The sequence below is a fragment of the Collinsella sp. LCP19S3_B11 genome (assembly GCF_052121915.1).
GTDB lineage: Bacteria > Actinomycetota > Coriobacteriia > Coriobacteriales > Coriobacteriaceae > Collinsella.
The window spans coordinates 32,763-52,606 of the sequence record NZ_JBQKDI010000007.1; the positions used below are offsets into that span (position 1 = coordinate 32,763).

Below are 19,844 nucleotides of genomic sequence, written 5' to 3' on the forward strand. Positions count from 1 at the left end.
AGTTTTCCAGCAATCATCCAACACATCAGGAGTTGCGTTGTTTTCTTTGATGGACATGTTCTTCGGTAGCTATGCGGGCGATCTAGCCATCGACCTCGGCACCGCCAATACGCTTGTCTCTGTGCGCGGCAAGGGCATCGTCATTCGCGAGCCTTCCGTCGTCGCCATCGACAAAAACGATGAGCGCATCCTTGCAGTCGGTATCGAGGCTAAGCGTATGCTTGGCCGTACGCCCGGCAACATTGTGGCCGTGCGTCCTCTTAAGGATGGCGTCATCGCCGACTTCGATGTCACCGAGGCCATGCTTCGCTACTTTATCGATAAGGCTTCCGAGAAGCGCTATCCGTGGACCCCTCGTCCGCGCGTCGTCGTATGCGTTCCCTCTGGTGTCACGTCGGTCGAGAAGCGCGCCGTGTTCGAGGCTACGATTCAGGCAGGTGCCCGCCAGGCCTATCTGATCGAGGAGCCTATGGCCGCGGCTATCGGTGCTGACTTGCCTGTCGAGGAGCCGACCGGCTCCATGGTCATCGATATCGGTGGCGGCACCACCGAGGTCGCCGTTATCGCCATGGGCGGTATCGTCGTGTCGCAGTCCATCCGCATTGCCGGCGACGAGTTCGATCAGGCTATCCTCACGCATGTTCGCGATGCCTACAATTTGGCCATCGGCGAGCGCACGGCCGAGGACATTAAGATTAAGGTCGGCTCTGCCGTGCCGCTCAAGGACGAGCTCGACGTCGAGGTCAATGGCCGCGACGTGATCACGGGCCTGCCCAAGACCGTGCGCATCGAGAGCGAGGAGATTCGTCGTGCGCTCAATAAGCCGCTCGACGAGATGGCCAAGGCCGTCAAGGACGCACTCGACGCCACGCCGCCCGATCTTGCCTCGGATCTTATGTACTACGGCATTCTGTTGACCGGCGGCGGTGCGCTGCTGCGCGGCCTCGACGTCCGCTTGCGCGACGAGACAGGCGTTTCGGTCAACGTGAGCCCCACGGCACTCGACAACGTCGTAAACGGTTGCGCCCGCGTGCTCGAGGCCAACGCGTTTGACGGCGGTTTCGTCCAGACCAATGCTTAATTTCCAAAAGGTGGATTCCATTTGGCACGATCTTCGGGTTTCTCTTCAAATCTGAATACCAAACGACAATCAACGGGTATGCGCCCGTTGGTTGTTTTCAGCCTGATTTCTGTGTTGCTGCTCACGTTTTACATTCGAGAGGGCGAGGCCGGGCCGATACATGCCGTGCGCTCGGGCGTCACGACAATCACCTCTCCGGTGCGTTTTGTTGGCTCGGCGGTGGCGGCGCCATTCAATGCCATCGGCAACGTTTTCTCCAACCTCACCGCTTCGCAGGAGTCGCTCGACGACCTTAAAAAGCAAAACGAGGTTCTCACTTCCAAGGTCGCGGAGCTTTCCGAGGCCCAAAAGACCGCTGAGCGTCTTGAGGGTCTTGTGGGCCTGCAGTCGACCTATAACCTCAAGTCCACTGCGGCTCGTATTGTCGGAGCCTCGGGTGACGCCTGGACGTCGACCGTCACCATCGATAAGGGTTCTGCCGACGGGCTTACCATCAACATGCCCGTGACGAGCTCGGCCGGCGTCATCGGCCAGATTATCGAGGTTTCGGCCAAGACATCGACCGTGCGCCTGATTGGCGACGAGAACTCTGGTGTGTCCGCCATGGTGCAGGACACGCGCGCACAAGGCATGCTACAGGGCCAGCCCGATGGCACGCTGCGTCTTGAGTACGTGAGCGTCGACTCCGATGTTAAGGTGGGCGATATCATCGTGACCTCGGGCATCGGTGGCGTGTTCCCCAAGGGACTGCCGCTCGGCACCGTGTCTTCGGTCGAGAAGTCGGCTAACGACGTGTACTACACCATTGTGGTGCGTGCGCAGACCACGGCCGAGAACAATGAGGAAGTGCTCGTCATTACCTCGCTCACCGACGAGCAGTCGGCTTCGGACGATGACGTGAGCTCGGCCAATAGTACCCCGCAGGGCACGTCGCGCGATGCCGCGACTCAGTCTAAGGACGAGAAATCGGATGATGATTCCGACACGGCCGAAGCGTCCGATTCTGGATCGAGCGAATAGGGAGGCATGTCCATGGATCTACACGAGCAGGGGACTGGCTCCCGCGCCTTTGCAATCGCCGCTATCGTCTGCGTGCTGCTGCAGGCGGGACTGGCACCGCAAATCTCCATCGCGGGCGGCCGCGTCAACTTTATGATCATCTTGGTGTGTCTGAGCGTGTTTTCGGGCGACCCTACGCGTGCCGTCGTGTGCGGCTTTTGCAGCGGTCTGTTTTACGACCTTTCCGCCGCCGTGCCGGTGGGCGTTATGTCGCTGCTGCTGACCGTGGGCAGTTTTGCTTTGGTGCACAGCGCGGCTGGTCAGACGGGCGGCTCGCCGAGCGCGCGCGGCGTTACCGTGGGCGCCTTTGCGCTTGCCATCAACGTGGTCTACAGCATCATCTTGCTGTTTATGGGTCTGGAGACGAGCTTTGTGGTGGCCATCTTTGGGCACGCTCTGCCGTCCTCGATCCTGACGGGCTTGATTGCCATTCCGTTTTTGATGTCCGGTGCCGCTCCGCAGTCTGGCTATGGGTTCTCCGCGCGCGGTGGGCGTCAGACGGGTATGCGCTTTAAGCCCAAGACCCGTAAGCTCAAATAGGGGAGGCCTATAGATGTCTTCCCAGTTGACGGTTGTTGTCGCCGGTATCGCGCTGGTCGTGGCCATTGTGGTCGCGCTGGTCATCATGCGCCGCGGCGACTCCCGCTTTACCTACGACACACAGCACGGAACGGCACCGCGCGCCACCGAGGGCGAGGGCAATACGGCCGCCACGGCCTTCAAGGGCCGTTTTTCCATCCTCACCACGGGCGTGGGTGCCATGTTTGCCGCGCTTGCCGTTAAGCTGTGGGGCATGCAGATGGTCTCGTCGGATTACTACGACAAGCAGGCCAAGAACAATCAGACCCGTACCGTTACCACGCCGGCCGTGCGTGGCCGCATCTTGGACCGCAACGGCGTCGCACTGGTGCAAAACCGCCCCTCGCTCGCCGTCGTCGCCTATCGCGATCTTGCCGACGACAAGGTGCTGGTGCGTCATCTTGCCAACGTGCTCGGCATGCCGTATGTCGCGGTGCTGCGCAACATCCAGGACAATTCCGAGGGCGCGCAGAGCCTGCATACGATCGCGACTGACGTGCGCCGCTCTACCGTCGCCTACATTCAGGAGCACGCCGGTGAGTTTCCCGGCGTGAAGATCGCCGAGCGCACCGAGCGCCAGTACCCGTATGGCGAGACCGCCTGCCATATTTTGGGCTATACCGGCACCATTACCTCCGAGCAGCTCGAGGCGCAGAACAAGAAGTCGTCGGACGGCAACGAAAGCGCGGCTGGCCAGATCTCGTATCAATCGGGCGATATTGTGGGTCAGGCGGGCGTAGAGATTTACTACGAAAATCTGCTGCAGGGCATTCGCGGTGAGCAGACCGTGAAAGTTGACGCCTCGGGTAACGTTACCGGTCAAGCCGGCGCCGTTCCCGCCAAGGCCGGTTCTGACATTAAGCTTACGCTCGATCTTAAGATTCAACAGGCCTGCGAGACGGCTCTGGCGAATGCCATTGAGCTTGCCAAGACTACGGGCCATAGCAATGCCGGCAACGGTGCCGTGGTGTGCCTTGACCCCAACAACGGCGAGATCTTGGGCATGGCAAGCGAACCCAAGTTTGATCCTTCTGTCTTTATCGGCGGTGTTTCCAATGACGTGTGGACCGAGCTTAACGATGACGAGGGCTCGCATCCGCTGCTCAACCGCGCCATTAGCGGCCAGTACATGTCCGCCTCGACCATCAAACCCCTCTCGGCGTTGGCTGGCCTCGAATTTGGCACGTACACTTCGAGTCAAACGACCAACTGCACGGGATATTGGACCGGCTTGGGCAAATCTTGGGGAAAGTACTGCTGGCTGCACTCCGGCCACGGCACGATGACGCTGCAGTCCGGTATCGCCAACTCCTGCGACCCCGTGTTCTACGATATGGGCAAGGCCTTTTTCTACAACGACCAGCATCCCGAAGGCCTGCAAGAGGTCTTTCGCCGTTGGGGCCTGGGCAAGACCTGCGGCATCGACCTGCCGAGTGAGGGCGCGGGCCGCATTCCCGATGCCGAGTGGAAAGAGTCGTACTTTACCGACGCCTCGGCCGAGGACCGCAAGTGGAATGCCGGCGATATGACCAACATCGCCATCGGCCAGGGCGACATTCTGGTGACACCGCTGCAGATGGCCTGCGCCTACATGGGTATTGCCAACGGCGGCAAACAGTATGTGCCGCATGTGTTCTTGTCTGCTGTCTCGCGTGATGGCGACGGCGATGCTTACAAGTACAACGGCAAGGGCAAAAAGAAGCGCCTTGAGGCTCAAATTAACAACGATGCCGATCTTGCGCTGGTCCGCAACGGCATGCACGATGTGATTTACTCGGCGTCGACTTCGACCGCCGCGCACTTTAACTCCCTGACCCCTACGGTCTACGGCAAGTCCGGCACGGGCGAGAAGAGCGGCGAGGACGATTACGCGTGGTTTTGCGCCTACGCGCCGGCCGATGATCCCAAGTACGTGATCGCCACTGTCTTGGAACAGGGCGGTGGCGGCTCCGATACCGCGCTGCACGTTGTGCGCGATGTCCTCGGTGCGATTTATGACGAGCCCGACACGTCGACGGCCACGGGCGATTCCTCGGTTCGATAGGAGGTTGCGATGGACTTTTCGCCGGCGGACCTGTTCCGCTCAACCAAAACCGGCTCTCGCAGCAGCCTGGACCGCGTCAACAAGCAGATTTCCGCATCGCGCGGAACGTTTCGCCAAAAGGTGCACGTCGGCGTGCTGTTGGCGACTGTGGCGCTCGTCACCTATGGCGCCATTATTATCTGGTCCGCCTCGCAGTTTAAAGCCGATGCCTCGTTCTCGCGTCACCTGCTGGGTATCGGTATTGGCGCGGTGCTGGCGGTGCTCGTCTGGCGCACCGACCTGCGCGGCATTTCCAACTTTTCGACGGCCCTGCTCGTCATCGATCTCATCGTGATCTTCTCGCCTAAGATTCCGGGCCTGTCCTACACGGGCGGCTTGGGAATGACGGGTTGGATCAAGATTCCCGGTATCGGTTTAACATTCCAGCCCGTTGAGCTTGCCAAGCTCATCACCATCTTCTTTATGGCCACGCTTGGCTCGCAGTATAACGGGCGCATCGATACCGCTCGCGACTACATTAAGCTCTGCGGCATGCTGTCCGTTCCGTTTTTGGCCGTCGTCGCCATGGGCGATTTGGGCTCGGGTCTGGTCGTGCTGGTGTCGGGCGCCATCGTCATCTGCATGAGCGGTGCGCGCCGCGAATGGGTGCTGTCGACTTTGGCTCTGCTCGTGGGTTTGGTGGCGCTCGTCCTGGCGCTCGATTCGGTCTTCGATTCGCTGCTCGGCCACGATGTGCTCATTAAGCAGTACCAGATGAATCGTCTGACGGTCTTTATCGATCCCGACAACGCCGATTCGGACGATGCGTACAACCTGCAGCAGTCGTTGATCGCGGTCGGCTCGGGCGGTTTCTTTGGTAAGGGCCTGGGGCATGCGACGCAGTCGGCCGGGGGCTTTCTGCCCGAGTTCCATACCGACTTCGTCTTCGCCTTTTTGTCAGAGACGTTCGGCTTCTGCGGTTCCTTTTTGTTGCTGTGCCTGTACGTGCTGCTCATCTTCTCGACGATTCGCGTCGCCTTTAAGTGCGAGTCACTGTTTCTACGCTTGTCATGCGTGGGTATTGTCGGCATGTGGGCATTTCAGACGTTTGAGAACATCGGCATGTGCATTGGCATGATGCCGATTACCGGTATTCCGCTGCCGTTCATTAGCTTTGGTTCGTCGTCGATGATGATCCAGTTGTTGACGGTGGGTATCGTACAATCCATATGGCGGCATCGTTCGGGCGCCGCGTAACCGCTGGAGGGGTTTGCCATGAAGATTCCCGTGGAAAAGCTGACTCGCGCTTTTAAAATGGGCGCGACCACCAAGAGGGATTCCGATACGCCGGTGCGCGTTTCGGTCTACCTGGATTCGACCGCCTCGCGTTTTTTGGTCGAGACGGTGCGCGATGCCTTTGTGCCGCAGACGACCTCGGGTATTGTCCGCGTTGAGCGCCTGGGTGAGGAGCGTATCGTCCCCAAGACCGATACCGACGTGGTGCTGGTGCTTTCGTGCGGTTCCGACCGCCTTGAGAGCGCCGTGCAGGAGCTCGTCATTGCCGGCGCGCCCGTGTGCGTGCTGGCCGAGTCCGCTGTCGAGGTGCCTTTTATCCAGGAGTCCACGCCCATGCTCGGCGTGGTAGCGGCCACCGATAAGACGTATCTGCTCGAGACACTCGCCCGCTGGATCCTGGACCGTACGGAAAAGGAGACGGCCTTTGCGGCGAACTTTGCCTTTATGCGCATCGCCGCCGCCAACCGCATCATCACCTCGTGCGCGCTTACCAATATGGCGACGGGCGCGCTGGTGTTTTTGCCGGGGGCCGATTATCCCGTTATGGCGCTGGCACAGGTTGGCATGCTCTTTGAGCTTGCGGCCATCTTTGGACGCGGCATTAAGCCCGAGCGCGGCTACGAGGTCGCGGGCGTGCTTGCCGGCGGCTTGGTAATGCGCGCCGTCACTCGCGCCCTGGTAAAGCAGACGCCGCATATCGGCTTTGCCGTCAAGGCACTGATCGCCGCCGTCGGCACCTATGGCATGGGTCGTGCGCTCGTGTCTCTCTACGAGCGCGATATCGACTACAGCCGTGCCAACGAGGTGGTTGCCGCCACGTTCTCGCGCGTCCGCGACCTGGTGACCACGGTTGCCGGCGCTACCCGTCCCATGAATCCTTTTGAGGATGCATCCGATCTCGCTGCTTAGGGGTTTCTTTTGCGCGTTCCATACCAAGACTGTTTTCATTTGATCGAGCCGCTGCTCGCGAAGGTCGAAAAGCCGAGTCGCTATATCGACCACGAGTGGGGTACGCTCTCCAAGGCCGATGCCGACTATCGTTGCTGCATGATTTACCCGGACGTGTACGAGGTCGGCCTGCCCAACCAGGGTATCGCCATCCTGTACAACATCCTTAACCAGGCCGAGGGCATCTCCTGTGAGCGCGGTTATGTGCCGTGGCCCGATATGGGCGATGCCATGCGCGAGGCCGGTATCCCGCTGCTGTCGCTCGAGGGCGCAGCGCCCGTGGCCTCGTTTGATATCGTCGGTATGCACGTGCCGCACGAGATGGCCGTGACAAACTTTCTCGAGGCGCTCGACCTCGCCGGCATTCCGCTGCTGGCTGCTGACCGCACCGAGGACGATCCCATCGTCGTCGCCGGCGGACCTTCGGTTTATAACCCCGAGCCGTATGCGGCCTTCTTCGATGCCATCCTGATTGGCGAGGGTGAGGAGTCGCTGCTCGAGATCTGCCACCTGCATCGCCGCCTGCGTGACGAGGGCGTCCCGCGCGCCCAGATTGTCGAGCGGCTCGCGACCGTCTCCGGTACCTACGTGCCGTCGCTGTACGAGGTGCGCTATGACGAACCCTGCTCACCGCACGGCTATACCGTGCCGCGTGAGGGTAAGGACGTCGCGCCGGTGGTCTACAAGCGCGTCGTCGAGGACTTTGGCGCTACCAATCCTTTGTCGCAGTCGTGCGTGCCCTATGCGCAGCTCGTTCACGATCGCCTGTCTATCGAGATCCTGCGCGGCTGCGCTCGCGGCTGCCGTTTTTGCCAGGCCGGCATGACGTATCGCCCGGTGCGCGAGCGCTCGGCCGACCAGATTGTGTCCTCGGTGATCCAGGGTCTGGAAAAGACCGGCTATGACGAGGTGTCGCTTACCTCGCTTTCGACCACCGACCACTCCTGCATCCGCGACGTGCTTGGCAGGCTCAACCGCCGCTTGGAGGATACGGGCATTCGCGTGTCCATTCCCTCGCAGCGCCTGGATTCGTTTGGCGTGGATATGGCCGAGTCGGTCGCCGGCGAAAAGAAGGGCGGCCTGACGTTTGCCCCCGAGGCCGGCAGCCAGCGCATGCGCGACATCATCAACAAGAACGTGACCGAGGAGGACGTGGACCGCGCGGCCAAGGCGGCCTTCGAGGCCGGCTGGAACCGCATGAAGCTCTACTTTATGATGGGTCTTCCCGGCGAGCGCGATGAGGATATCGTGGCCATCGCCAACCTGGCCGATCACGTGCTGGAACTCGGCCGCTCCGTGGTACCCAAGGCGCGCCGCGGCTCCATCTCGGTGTCCATCTCGGTGTCGGTGTTTATTCCCAAGGCCGCCACGCCTTTCCAGTGGTGCCCGCAGCTCGATTACGACGACGTCAAACGCCGCCAGAAGCTCCTCATTACGAGCGTTCGCAACCGTGCGGTCCGCGTGCACTACCACGATGCCGAGACCTCGCTTATCGAGGCGGCGCTGTCTCGTGCAGGCCGCGACATGACGCCGGTCATCATCGATGCCTGGCGTGCCGGTTCGCGTTTTGACGCCTGGGTGGAGCATTTTTCGCTCGATAACTGGAAGGAGGCCGCGGCCAAAAACGGCATCGACCTCAACGAGCTCGTGCATCTGCCCTACGAGCTGGACTGGCACCTGCCCTGGGAGCACGTGAGCCCCGGTTGCTCGCGCGGCTTCCTCGAGCGCGAATACCGTCGCTCGCTGGAGGGTGTCACGACGCCCGACTGCACCCGCACGTCGTGCACCGGCTGCGGAATCTGCCCCACGCTCCACGCCAAGAACGTATTGGTGGGTGATCGCGCATGAGTGAGCGCTTGACCGACAGCCCCACGCTCTTTAGGCTTCGCGTTCGCTACGGCAAGCGCGATCGTCTCAAGTACCTGGGCCATTTGGAACTAATCCATACCATTGAGCGTATCGTGCGTCGCGCGGGCCTGCCTTATGCTGTCACGCAGGGTTTCTCGCCGCACATGCGTGTGGGCTTTTCGTCGGCGCTGCCCGTGGGCACGTCGTCGACCTGCGAGTGGTATGACCTGTTTATGACCGAGTTCGTCGCGCTCGACGAGGCCTTTGGGCGACTGGCCGCGGCATCTCCGGCCGATTTGGCGCCCATCGAGGCCGCCTACATCGACGTGCGCACGCCGGCGCTCACGGCCCAGCTCACGCGCCTGTCGTACCGCATCGACCTGCACCTGGACCCTGAGTCACCCGTGAGCGCCGATGAGGTGCGCGCCGCGATTGACACGTTGCGTGCGGCCCACGGCATCGACTATGCGCGCGGCAAAAAGAGCAAGCGCCTGGACTTGGACCATACGCTCGTGGGCTACGAGCTTAAGGCGGGGGAGCGCCCGGACCATCTGGTGCTCATACTCGACACCCATGCCGACAACGAGGGCTCCATGCGTCCGGAAATTTTGCTTTCTGCTGCTGATGTTTTGTTGCAGGGCTTGACCCCGGGCGTCGATGCACCTATTGTTTCCACCGGTATGCAAGACCTCGTGACCATCTGCTCCTACGATGTCGAGCGTCAGAATCAAGCATGCGAAGACGACGAGGGCCGACTCGTCAGCCCCATACCTGTGCGAACTTGTGGATTTGCTCCACATACTCGTTGACGGGGGTATTATCGCCTGCTACTATATTCGGCTGTTGCACTAACTGATGCATGAAGGGCAAGTAAACATGTACGCAATCGTTAACACGGGCGGCAAGCAGTACAAGGTCGCCACCGACGATGTCATCACCGTCGAGAAGATCGAGGGCAATGAGGGCGACAAGGTCACCCTGCCGGTCATCTTCCTCAACGATGGTAAGAAGATCGTCACCGATCCCGACAAGCTGGCCAAGGCCAAGGTTACCGCTCAGATCGTTGAGCAGTTCAAGGGCGAGAAGCAGCTGGTCTTCAAGTTCCACAAGCGTAAGCGCTATCGTCGTCTGAAGGGTCACCGTCAGCAGCTCACCAAGCTGAAGATCGTGAAGGTTCAGGCTACCTCCCGCGCCAAGAAGGCTGTCAAGGCAGAGGCTGAGGCTGTTGCCGAGGCTCCCGTCGCCGAGTAGATTACACTCGTAACGAAAGAGTAGGTATACACAATGGCACACAAAAAAGGACTCGGTTCCTCCCGTAATGGCCGTGACTCCCGCGGTCAGCGCCTTGGCACGAAGCGCTTCGCCGGCCAGACGGTAACCACGGGCACGATTCTCGTCCGTCAGCATGGCACGCACATCCACCCGGGTGCGAACGTTGGCCGTGGCAAGGACGACACGCTGTTCGCGCTGGTCGACGGTACCGTTGAGTTCCACAAGGGTATCAAGCACAGGGTCAGCGTACGCCCGCTCGCGAACGCGTAATTCACCCTTCATAGAGCACATATGTGGGAGGCACTTGAGTTTTAGGATTCAAGGGTCTCCCTCTTTTTTGTAGGAGGCGATTCTGTTGTCACAGTTCACCGATATCAGCCGCATTAACGTTTGCGGCGGCGACGGCGGAGCCGGATGCATGTCGTTTAGGCGCGAGGCATTTGTTCCCAAGGGCGGCCCTGATGGCGGCGACGGCGGTCGTGGCGGCAATGTCGTCATCCAGGCCGATGCTCAGCTGTCTTCACTGATCGATTACCGCTTTAAGCACCACTTCCGTGCCGAGCGCGGCACGCACGGCCAGGGCGCCCGTCGCAATGGCAAGAGCGGCGAGGACCTGATTTTGAAAGTTCCCATGGGCACCGTAGTCCGCGAACTCGATCCCGAGACGCAGACCCCGATGTTCGAGATTGCCGACCTGGTGCACGACGGCGAGCGTGTTGTCGTGGCGCCCGGTGGGGCCGGCGGTCTGGGCAACACCCACTTTGTGACGTCGGTGCGCCGCGCGCCCGCGTTTGCCCAGCTGGGTGAGCCTGCCGAGGAGCACTGGATCGAGCTCGAGATGAAACTTATGGCCGATGCCGCGCTCGTGGGCTTTCCCTCGGTGGGCAAGTCCTCGCTCATTGCGCGCATGAGTGCCGCTCGTCCCAAGATTGCCGACTACCCGTTTACCACGCTCGTGCCCAATCTGGGCATGGTGCGTGCCGGCGAATATTCTTACGTCGTTGCCGACGTACCGGGTCTCATCGAGGGTGCGAGTGAAGGCAAGGGCCTTGGTCACCAGTTCCTGCGCCATATTGAGCGCACTGCTTTGATTATGCACGTTGTCGATATGACGGGCGGTTTTGAGGATCGCGATCCGGTTGAGGACTATCGCATCATTAACCGTGAGCTCGAGCAGTATGGTGCCGAGCTCTCGGAGCGCCCGCAGATCGTCGTCGCCAACAAGTGCGATGCGCCGGGCACGGCCGACAAGATTGCCGACCTTAAGCGCGCGGCGCTCGACGACGGCCACATGTTTTTTGCCGTTTCCGCCGTTACGGGTGCCGGCCTCAACACCCTGATGCTTGCCGTGGGCGAGCAGGTGGCTAAGCTCCGCGCGGAGCTTGCGGTCTCTGATGAGTCTGTTGATTTGCGCGATGAGGAGTGGGAGCGTCGCCGTCTGCAGCGCGAGAAGCGCTTCCGCATTGTTGAGGAAGAGCCCGGTGCTTTCCGCGTGGTTGGTCGCGCGATCGAGCGCATGGTTATCCAAACCGACTGGGAAAACGAGGAAGCTGTCATCTATCTGCAGCATAAGTTTGCGCGCATGGGTGTCGACGACGCGCTCGAGAAGGCCGGCTGCCGTGCGGGCGACGAGGTTCGCATTTGCCAGCGCGCCTTTGACTTTGAGGGCGCCGAGGACTTCTTGGAGTTCGAGGACGAGCTCGAGGATGCTGGCGTTGAGGTTATTGACGTAGCGGCCGAGGATGCAGACGTGGCTCATGTCGCCGAGGGCTCCGAAGGCGCTACCGATGTCGACGTTATTGAGACCCCGGAGGGCGAGTAAGCCATGTCGCTGCGCGGTGGAATCGGATTGCCTGAGCTGCCCATCAAGGATGGGCACGAGTTTCGGCTTGGCATTATGGGCGGCACCTTTGACCCGATTCATTACGGGCACTTGGTTACCGCCGAGCAGGCTCGCGAGTCGCTCGACTTGGACGCTGTGCTTTTTATGCCGGCCGGCTCTCCTGCCTTTAAGCTCGACAAACCGGTGACGCCTGCTGAGGACCGTTATGCCATGACAGTCCTCGCGACTGCCGCGAACCCGGCCTTTTTGGCAAGCCGCTTCGAGATCGATCGTGCCGGTGTCACCTATACAGCCGATACGCTGCGTGCCCTTCGCGAGTTTTACCCTCCACAGGTGAAGCTTTACTTTATTACGGGTGCCGATGCGATTATTGATATTGTGACCTGGCACAATGCTCATGAGATTGCCGAACTGGCAACCTTTATCGCTGCGACACGTCCCGGCTTTGACATCGATACGGCCCGGGCGAGGATTAAGGAATCGGGGCTGCCATTCGATGTGCGCTATATTCAGATTCCGGCGCTGGCAATTAGCTCGACCAACATTCGCAAGCGGGTTGCCCGCGGCATGAGCGTGCGCTATCTTACGAGCGAGTCCGTGCTCGGCTATATCCGTAAACGCGGCCTGTATGCCGATCTTGGGCAAGACGATTTTGATTGACGGGGGGAAACGTTGTCGGTAGAAGATCAGTTTGAGGGCGACGAGCGCGCGCTCTTGACGCGTATCCACGAGTTGCTCGATGTGCGCATGAAGGATAAGCGTAAGCGCTACGTGCATTCGCTCGGGGTTGCCGAGACGGCACTGCACCTAGCTGAGGTATACGGTGTCGACCGCTTTGATGCCGCTGCCGCCGGCCTGATCCATGACTGGGACAAAGTACTCTCTGACGACGAGCTGGTCACGCGCGCTCTGCATTATGGCATTAAGATTGCCGGCTCTCCGTCTGCCGCGACGCCGCTTTTGCATGGCCCGGTTGCCGCCTATGAGCTTCCGCAGCTTTTTCCCGAGCTGTCGCCGGCGGTCTTTCAGGCTGTCGACCGTCACACCGTGGGCGCTTGCGACATGACGCCGCTCGATATGGTGGTCTTTGTGGCCGATGCCATCGAACCCAACCGCCACGGCGATTATGCCCATGCGCTGCGCAAGATGGTGGGGAAGTCCTCGCTCGACGAGTTGTTCTTCTCCTGTTTTGCGCAGGGTCTGGTCTATGTGATCCAGTCCGGGCGCTATCTTTATCCCACGGCTATTACGATTTACAACCATTACGCCCAGCTGCGCTAGTTCGGGCTGTCTAGAAAGAGGTATTCCATGGCCGATGAGACCATGACTGACGAGCAGATTCTTGAAGGTGCGGAGCACAAGAGTTTCGTGGCCACGTCCGACCGCACTGCCGCGACGCTCTCCGCCAGCGGTGTCGCCGCCGAGGATGTCGCCCGCGCTGCCGCGCAGGCCGCCTACGACAAGAAAGGCGAGGACGTTCAGGTGCTCGATCTGACTGAGCTTTCCGATGTGTGCGACTACTTTGTCCTTGCTACCGGCACCAACAACCGCCAGGTTGATTCCATCGTCGACGAGATTGAGGAGAAAGTCGCCGAGGCTTGCGGCGAGCACCCGTTTTCCATTGAGGGCCGCGAGCAGAAGACCTGGATGCTCATGGACTACGGTTCGGTTGTCGTCCACGTCTTCACTCCCGAGGCACGTGAGTTCTACCGCCTCGAAAAGCTCTGGGGCGACGCTCCCCAGCTCTCCCTGGACCTCCTCTAGTAGCTCATTTGGGACGGGGCTTTTTTAGCTACCCTCAAGTATTTCGCCGGGCAGTCGCGTTTTTCCGCGGCCGCCCGGCTTTCTTTTTGCCCAAAAGTAGCTAATTTGGGACGGGGCTTTTTTAGCTACTACCTACCGTTCGCCGAACATCGCGATTTATAGCCCCCAGTACGTTTTTTTCTACTCTGGCTCGGGTAACGTAATTGTCATCTGTAGAGGAGGGGATGCGTGTGACTCGGACTGCGCGAGAAATCTCTGTATATGGTTTTTACCATGTCGTCCAAAAGGGATGTGCCGACCAACTCATATTTGAGGATGACGAAGATCGGCTCTATCTGATTCGGCTGGTTGCTTCGAAATGCCAGAAGTTTAAAGTGGATGTCATCGCGTGGTGCCTTATGGATAACCATATTCATCTTCTGCTTGACGACGAGCATGTTCATCTGAGCGATTGCATGCATTCGATTACGACGGCGTATGCCATGTATTTCAACTCAAAGACAGGCAGGAAGGGGCCTGTTTTCCAGGATCGATTTAAGAGTGTGCCGATCCTCGATGATGATCAGCTGCTCAACTGCGTGAGATACATTCACGACAATCCCGCGAAGGCGAGGATTGGGACCGCTTCGCTGTATCGATGGAGCAGCTTTCGCGAGTATATGGGATATCCGGGTATCTGCAAAACGGATTGCGTTCTCGGGTTGCTCGGTGACTCTCAGAGATTTTTTGCCTTCAGCACCTCGGGTGAGCCCAATCGCTATTGCTTCCGTGACGGCGCTCATGTGAGCGACACAGATGCGCTGGAGTTTGCGCAGGCTCTTCTTAAGCCGTACGAGCCTCATCACCTTAAGGCTTTGCCAAAGGGGGCGCGCGATGCCTGCATTCGTACTTTGAAGAGCGAGGGCTTTTCGATTAAACAGATCGTCCGCCTTACGGGCATTGGACACTGCACTATACAAAAGGTCAAAGTCAAAAAATAGCTCATTTTGGACGAGGTTTGTGTTGCGACCGCGTCAGGTATGGGTTGGGTAGCTAATTTGGGACGGGGCTATTTTAGCTAACCCAACAAATCGGTTGAGTTTTATTCCGGCCCCGGGTGATTCGCTGCCAGCTGAAGGGTAGCTAAAAAAGCCCCGTCCCAAATTAGCTACCCCGTACTACCCTGACAATCTAAAGTAGCTAAAAAAGCCCCGTCCCAAATTGACTAATTAGTGGGAGGAGAAGCGTGATTGGCGGCCGAAGGATAGGGCGGTGTCGCCGAACTTGTCTCGGACTGCGTCGATGGCGACGGAGAGGTCACGGCGGTCGCTGGATTGGGCTCCGCGGTCGTCGACTTCGCAAAACAGGTCGGTCTGTATGCCGCCTTGATGATTGAAGTCACTCATGCCTATGCCGGCAAGGCGTACATGCATTCCTTCCTGCCAGATGTTGTCGAGCAACTCGATCGCTACCGCCACAAAGATGTTCTCGTCGTCGGTGGGATGGGGGAGTCGTCGCTGTGCCGAGCGACCGCTGCCGTACGAGTACTTAAGTTTGAGCGTTACCGTGGTGCCGGTAAGCCCCTGGCGGCGCAGGCGACGTCCGACGGATTCGCCCAATAGTGCAATCGCCGCTTCGATGTCCCCGCGCTCGGTCAAATCTTTCGCAAAGGTGCGCTCATTGCTTACCGACTTGACCTCACGCTCTTCATCGAGGCTCGTGACTTCGGAAACCTCGAGCCCCAACGCACGCTGGCGCATCCGCTCGCCGTTAACGCCAAAAATCGCAGACAGTGTGGATTCCGGTGCGCGCGACAGCTCGCCCAGCGTGTAAATCCGCATGCGGCGCAGCCGCTCCTCGGCCGAGCGCCCGATACCGCTCATGGCAGAAACAGGTAACGGTGCCAGAAAACGCTGCTCAGTTCCCGGGCGTACGACCGTAAGCCCAAACGGCTTGTCTCGCTCGCTTGCAATCTTGGCTACCGTTTTGTTGCAACCGACGCCGATGGAGCAGGTCACCCCCAGTGCCGCCACGCGATCGCTGATGCGTCGTACGACGAGCAGTGGGTCCTCGGGCGCAAAGCGGCCCGGCGTGATGTCGATAAAGGCCTCGTCGATGGACACGCGCTCTACGCGCGGTGTCTCGTCGGCAAGAATATTCATGACCTGTGCGCTGACCTCGTGGTAGCGGTCGAAATGCCCGTGTGTCCAAATGGCCTGCGGACAGAGGCGGCGCGCCTCGGCCGAGGGCATGGCGGAGTGCACGCCAAAGCGGCGTGCCTCGTATGAGCAGGTGGAGACGACGCCGCGCGATTCGGCGTCTCCGCCAACGATAAGCGGCTTGCCGCGCCACTCGGGATGATCGAGCATCTCCACGCTCGCAAAAAACGCATCGAGATCCATCAGACCCACCGCCGGACCCGTCCAGGGCGGCGGCGTGACGCCCGCAGTATCCTCATAACCGTATGTATGTTCGCATCTTTTCATGGCATGAGTATACCGCGCAGCTCATGTGGGGTGCGTGGATGTGCTTGCAAATCGCGAATTCTTGTCTAAGATATGGATTTGCCTTCGACTACACCGAAGAAGTTGGTCTCACGGACTTCACCTGCCCGCGTCGATGGCGTATTATGTTCAACTGTTTGTTTGTAGTTGCAGCCTAAAGCTGCTTGGTTGGAGGAGTTTCCTTTGGCAGTCAAGATTCGCCTTGCTCGTCACGGCGCTAAGAAGCGTCCGTACTACCGTGTCGTCGTCGCCGATTCCCGCGCCCCGCGTGACGGTCGTATCATCGAGGAGGTTGGCCGCTACAATCCGATGACCGCCCCCAAGACCATCAACCTCGATCTCGAGAAGATCGCCGACTGGCAGTCCAAGGGCGCTCAGCTCACCGACGCTGTCGCCGCCCTGGTCAAGGCCGCCAACGAGGGCGAGAAGACCGAGACCGTCGTCAAGAAGTCCAAGAAGCAGCTCGCCAAAGAGGCCGAGGCCGCTAAGGCTGCTGCTGAGGCCGCTGAGGGCGCCGAGGAGTAAATCGTGCCTGAGGTTGACGCTGCACAGCTCGAGGGTGAGGCAATGCTCTCAGATCGCATCGCCGATCTCGTCGAATATCTCGTTGTTCAGATCGTCGACGACCCGGATTCCGTGAGCCTGGAAGTTATCGATGGTGACGACGCCTCAACTATTGAGGTTTCGGTCGCCGAGGATGACGTCGCTAAGGTCATCGGCCGTCGTGGCCGTACCATCAAGGCCATTCGCACGCTCGCCCGTGCACTGGCCGCTCGCCTCGACACTTCCGTCGAGGTAGAGGTTCTGGGCTAGGACCTTGAGGTCCCAGTACAAAAACATCGCCCGTGTGGTTAAGCCGCATGGAAGGAAGGGGGAGGTCCTCGCGCAGCCGCTGCGGGGGCTTCCTTCTGTATTGGAGCCGGGTATGCGTGTCGCCCTGACGCCACCGGCGCTCAAGCGTGACCGCTTTTGCACGGTTACATCCGTTACCGATACGGGCGATGGCGATTTGGTTTCGTTTGAGGGCATTGACGACTTGACGGCCGCCGAGGGCATCACGGGTTGTTTCGTTCTGGCGAACCGTGATGACTTTGAGCTCGATTCACTCGATGCCGCCTATACCGACCTTATGGGTCGCGAGGTGGTTGACGATCGCTTTGGGTCGCTCGGAACGATCGTTGAGATTATGTCGACGCCCGCCAACGACGTTTGGGTTGTCGAGGGTGATCGGTACGGCGAGGTGCTGATTCCCGTGATCGAGCAAGTTGTGCTCGATCTTCCCGGTCGGGGAGCAATATCCGTCCACGTTATGGACGGCTTGATCGATATGGACGAGTAGGGAGGACAACATGCTGATCGAGACCCTTTCGGTCTTTCCCGAGATGTTTGAACCCGTCATGTCCACATCGATCTTGGGCCGTGCCCGCAAGGCCGGCCTTTTTGATTTTAAGGCGTATAACCTGCGCGACTGGACGCACGATCGCCATCGTACCGTCGATGACGAGCCGTACGGCGGTGGTCAGGGCATGCTCATGAAGGTAGAGCCTATTGCCGAGGCAATCGAGGCCATTAGCTCTGAGGGTCCCAAGCCCACCGTGGTGTTCTTTACGCCCTGCGGTGAGCCTTTTACGCAGCATGTAGCCGAGCGCCTGCTCCAAAGCGAGCGCCTGCTGTTTGTGTGCAGCCGCTACGAGGGTGTCGATGAGCGCGCGTATGCCTATGCCGACGAGCGCCTGTCGATCGGCGACTATGTGCTCACGGGCGGCGAGCTGCCTGCTATGGTCGTTGCTGACGCCGTCGTGCGTCTGATTCCCGGCGCTCTGGGAGATGAGATGAGCAACGTTGACGAATCATTCTCGACCGCCGAGGACGGAGGGCTGCTCGAGTACGCGCAGTACACCCGTCCTGCCGAGTTTAACGGCGAGGGCGTGCCTCCCGTGCTTGTAAGTGGTGACCACGCCAAGGTTGACGCTTGGCGCCGCAAGAACGCCATCGAGCGCACCTGTCGCTGGCGTCCCGACTTAATTGAGACGGCGCGGCTTACGCCCCAGGAGCGTGCGTACGCGCAGGAGATTTTGGACGCTTCGTATTCGCAGAGCGAGGAGTGAGAATGGTTCCGTCGCAGCATTCCATGCTAAAGGGCGCGTTTGAGTGGGTCGTGGTCGTCGCGATCGCACTCGTGGCCACCTTCTTGATTCGCACCTTTGTGGTCGAGCCCTTTGTGGTTCCCACCGGTTCCATGGAGTCCACGATTGAGATTGGCGACCAGATCCTGGCGCAAAAGGTGACGCTTGAGCTCGGCCAGCCTGTCAAACAGGGCGATATTGTGGTGTTCCACAACCCCGACGGCACTTCCGAGCACGATGTGCTCGTCAAGCGGGTCATCGCTACGGCCGGCCAGACGGTCAACCTGCAGGACGGCAAGGTGGTCGTTGACGGCCAAGCGCTCGACGAGGACTATACGACGGGCATGAGCTGGCCACTGTCGGTCCAGGCGCCTGGTGCTCAGGTGAGCTATCCCTACACCGTCCCCGACGGGTGCGTGTGGGTGATGGGCGACAACCGCGAGAACTCAGCCGACTCACGCTACTTTGGCCCGGTCGACCGTTCGGACCTGATCGCCGTGGCGCTCGTGCGTTACTGGCCGCTCAACCGTCTGGGCGCTATCGACTAAAAACCGCTATAGTACAGTACCTAACCGTGTAATCGTTTCGACGAGGGGATATTAGAGGCATGAACGCTTCATCGCTTTCCTTCCAAGACATCATCCTGCGCCTCCAGCAGTATTGGGGCGAGCAGGGCTGCGTCATTATGCAGCCCTATGACTCCGAGGTCGGTGCCGGTACCTTCCATACCGCGACCACGCTGCGCTCGCTCGGTCCTTCCGAGTGGCGCACCTGCTATGCGCAGCCCTGCCGCCGTCCCGCCGACGGCCGCTACGGCGAGAACCCCAACCGCATGCAGCACTACTATCAGTTCCAGGTGCTCATTAAGCCTTCCCCGGTTAATGCTCAGGAGCTTTACCTGGGGTCTCTTGCCGCCATTGGCCTGGACCCCAACGACCATGACGTCCGCTTTGTTGAGGACGACTGGGAGAGCCCGACGCTCGGTGCCTGGGGCCTTGGCTGGGAGGTTTGGCTCAACGGCATGGAGGTCACGCAGTTTACGTACTTCCAGCAGGTGGGCGGCATCGAGGTCGACCCCGTGCCCGTCGAGATCACCTACGGCCTGGAGCGCATCGCAATGTACGCCCAGGGCGTCAACTCCGTCTACGACCTGGTGTGGAGCTATCTGCCCGACGGCACGCCCATGACCTACGGTGACGTGTTCCTGGAGAACGAGCGCGAGTTTAGCGCCTACAATTTTGAGGTCGCTAACGTCGAGATGATGCGTCAGAAGTTTGACGACTACGAGGCCGAGTGCCACTCCTGTCTGGAGCGCAAGCTGCCGCTGCCCGCATACGACTGCGTCATGAAGTGCAGCCATGCCTTCAACCTGCTCGATGCCCGCGGCGCCCTGTCCGCAGTCGAGCGCGCCAACTACATCCTGCGCGTCCGCGCCGTCGCCAAGGCGTGCTGCGAGGCCTATATGGCCGAGGTCGCCGGAGTTAACGAGAATGCCGACCAGGAAGGCGAGGTGGCGTAAGCC

22 protein-coding genes are annotated in these 19,844 nt (G+C 60.0%); 21 read left to right on the plus strand and 1 reads right to left on the minus strand.

Translation table 11 applies throughout. The features are described from left to right. Window positions 1–49 precede the first annotated feature (49 nt). The 15 genes from ACTQV4_RS05315 (at window position 50) to ACTQV4_RS05385 (ending at window position 14,693) form a co-directional block, all read left to right on the plus strand. Complete coding sequence (locus tag ACTQV4_RS05315; RefSeq protein ID WP_006236061.1) at window positions 50–1,081, plus strand: rod shape-determining protein; 1,032 nt, start codon at window positions 50–52, stop codon at window positions 1,079–1,081. Window positions 1,082–1,159: 78 nt separating this feature from the next. Further along, a complete protein-coding gene (mreC, locus tag ACTQV4_RS05320; protein WP_441569443.1) occupies window positions 1,160–2,101 on the plus strand; it encodes a rod shape-determining protein MreC in 942 nt (313 codons plus the stop codon). A gap of 12 nt (window positions 2,102–2,113) precedes the next feature. Next, window positions 2,114–2,680, plus strand: a complete 567-nt coding sequence (locus tag ACTQV4_RS05325) for a hypothetical protein (RefSeq protein ID WP_427726912.1) — start codon at window positions 2,114–2,116, stop codon at window positions 2,678–2,680. A 13-nt stretch (window positions 2,681–2,693) separates the two neighbouring features. Beyond that, window positions 2,694–4,763, plus strand: a complete 2,070-nt coding sequence (mrdA, locus tag ACTQV4_RS05330; protein WP_441569444.1) for a penicillin-binding protein 2 — start codon at window positions 2,694–2,696, stop codon at window positions 4,761–4,763. A 9-nt stretch (window positions 4,764–4,772) separates the two neighbouring features. Further along, window positions 4,773–5,999 carry an FtsW/RodA/SpoVE family cell cycle protein gene (locus tag ACTQV4_RS05335; protein WP_154516190.1) on the plus strand — a complete coding sequence of 409 codons (1,227 nt, stop codon included), beginning with the start codon at window positions 4,773–4,775 and terminating at the stop codon, window positions 5,997–5,999. Between the two features lie 18 nt (window positions 6,000–6,017). Continuing rightward, window positions 6,018–6,947: a YcjF family protein gene (locus tag ACTQV4_RS05340; protein ID WP_441569445.1), complete on the plus strand. Its 930-nt coding sequence runs from the start codon at window positions 6,018–6,020 to the stop codon at window positions 6,945–6,947. Window positions 6,948–6,956: 9 nt separating this feature from the next. Continuing rightward, window positions 6,957–8,834, plus strand: coding sequence for a TIGR03960 family B12-binding radical SAM protein (locus ACTQV4_RS05345; RefSeq protein ID WP_441569446.1), 1,878 nt, complete (start codon window positions 6,957–6,959; stop codon window positions 8,832–8,834). Beyond that, a complete protein-coding gene (locus ACTQV4_RS05350) occupies window positions 8,831–9,643 on the plus strand; it encodes a TIGR03936 family radical SAM-associated protein (protein WP_441569447.1) in 813 nt (270 codons plus the stop codon). Before ACTQV4_RS05345 ends, ACTQV4_RS05350 begins: the two co-directional genes overlap by 4 nt. A gap of 67 nt (window positions 9,644–9,710) precedes the next feature. Next, window positions 9,711–10,085, plus strand: a complete 375-nt coding sequence (rplU, locus tag ACTQV4_RS05355) for a 50S ribosomal protein L21 (RefSeq protein ID WP_035138585.1) — start codon at window positions 9,711–9,713, stop codon at window positions 10,083–10,085. A gap of 33 nt (window positions 10,086–10,118) precedes the next feature. Next, window positions 10,119–10,376 carry a 50S ribosomal protein L27 gene (rpmA, locus tag ACTQV4_RS05360; protein ID WP_154516202.1) on the plus strand — a complete coding sequence of 86 codons (258 nt, stop codon included), beginning with the start codon at window positions 10,119–10,121 and terminating at the stop codon, window positions 10,374–10,376. 85 nt (window positions 10,377–10,461) lie between these two features. Further along, entirely contained in the window at window positions 10,462–11,928 is a 1,467-nt protein-coding gene (obgE, locus tag ACTQV4_RS05365) for a GTPase ObgE (protein ID WP_441569448.1), read from the plus strand. 3 nt (window positions 11,929–11,931) lie between these two features. After that, the gene (gene nadD / locus ACTQV4_RS05370; protein WP_427794396.1) at window positions 11,932–12,609 is read left to right on the plus strand and encodes a nicotinate-nucleotide adenylyltransferase; all 678 of its coding nucleotides are present in this window, start codon (window positions 11,932–11,934) and stop codon (window positions 12,607–12,609) included. A gap of 87 nt (window positions 12,610–12,696) precedes the next feature. Next, the gene (yqeK, locus tag ACTQV4_RS05375; RefSeq protein WP_427718844.1) at window positions 12,697–13,230 is read left to right on the plus strand and encodes a bis(5'-nucleosyl)-tetraphosphatase (symmetrical) YqeK; all 534 of its coding nucleotides are present in this window, start codon (window positions 12,697–12,699) and stop codon (window positions 13,228–13,230) included. A 27-nt stretch (window positions 13,231–13,257) separates the two neighbouring features. Continuing rightward, a complete protein-coding gene (rsfS, locus tag ACTQV4_RS05380; RefSeq protein ID WP_427726898.1) occupies window positions 13,258–13,713 on the plus strand; it encodes a ribosome silencing factor in 456 nt (151 codons plus the stop codon). Window positions 13,714–13,943: 230 nt separating this feature from the next. Further along, window positions 13,944–14,693 (plus strand): transposase, encoded by a 750-nt coding sequence (locus ACTQV4_RS05385; protein WP_441560600.1) that lies wholly within the window; start codon window positions 13,944–13,946, stop codon window positions 14,691–14,693. Between the two features lie 228 nt (window positions 14,694–14,921). Here the strand turns inward: ACTQV4_RS05385 and dinB are convergent, their stop codons facing one another. Further along, on the minus strand, window positions 14,922–16,178 hold the full coding sequence (dinB, locus tag ACTQV4_RS05390) for a DNA polymerase IV (RefSeq protein ID WP_427794791.1): 1,257 nt from the start codon (window positions 16,176–16,178) through the stop codon (window positions 14,922–14,924). 201 nt (window positions 16,179–16,379) lie between these two features. On the opposite strand from dinB, the gene rpsP reads away from it, so the two are divergent. From rpsP to ACTQV4_RS05420, 6 genes are read left to right on the plus strand one after another with little or no spacing between them, the layout of a single operon-like run. Beyond that, window positions 16,380–16,721 carry a 30S ribosomal protein S16 gene (gene rpsP, locus ACTQV4_RS05395; protein ID WP_022094749.1) on the plus strand — a complete coding sequence of 114 codons (342 nt, stop codon included), beginning with the start codon at window positions 16,380–16,382 and terminating at the stop codon, window positions 16,719–16,721. A 42-nt stretch (window positions 16,722–16,763) separates the two neighbouring features. After that, complete coding sequence (locus ACTQV4_RS05400; protein WP_154516529.1) at window positions 16,764–17,009, plus strand: KH domain-containing protein; 246 nt, start codon at window positions 16,764–16,766, stop codon at window positions 17,007–17,009. Window positions 17,010–17,043: 34 nt separating this feature from the next. Continuing rightward, window positions 17,044–17,535 (plus strand): ribosome maturation factor RimM, encoded by a 492-nt coding sequence (rimM, locus tag ACTQV4_RS05405; RefSeq protein WP_441560632.1) that lies wholly within the window; start codon window positions 17,044–17,046, stop codon window positions 17,533–17,535. Between the two features lie 10 nt (window positions 17,536–17,545). Beyond that, the gene (trmD, locus tag ACTQV4_RS05410; protein ID WP_154516229.1) at window positions 17,546–18,304 is read left to right on the plus strand and encodes a tRNA (guanosine(37)-N1)-methyltransferase TrmD; all 759 of its coding nucleotides are present in this window, start codon (window positions 17,546–17,548) and stop codon (window positions 18,302–18,304) included. A gap of 2 nt (window positions 18,305–18,306) precedes the next feature. Beyond that, window positions 18,307–18,870, plus strand: coding sequence for a signal peptidase I (gene lepB / locus ACTQV4_RS05415; protein ID WP_441054258.1), 564 nt, complete (start codon window positions 18,307–18,309; stop codon window positions 18,868–18,870). A gap of 59 nt (window positions 18,871–18,929) precedes the next feature. After that, a complete protein-coding gene (locus ACTQV4_RS05420) occupies window positions 18,930–19,841 on the plus strand; it encodes a glycine--tRNA ligase subunit alpha (RefSeq protein ID WP_117716653.1) in 912 nt (303 codons plus the stop codon). The last annotated feature ends 3 nt before the right edge of the window (window positions 19,842–19,844 follow it).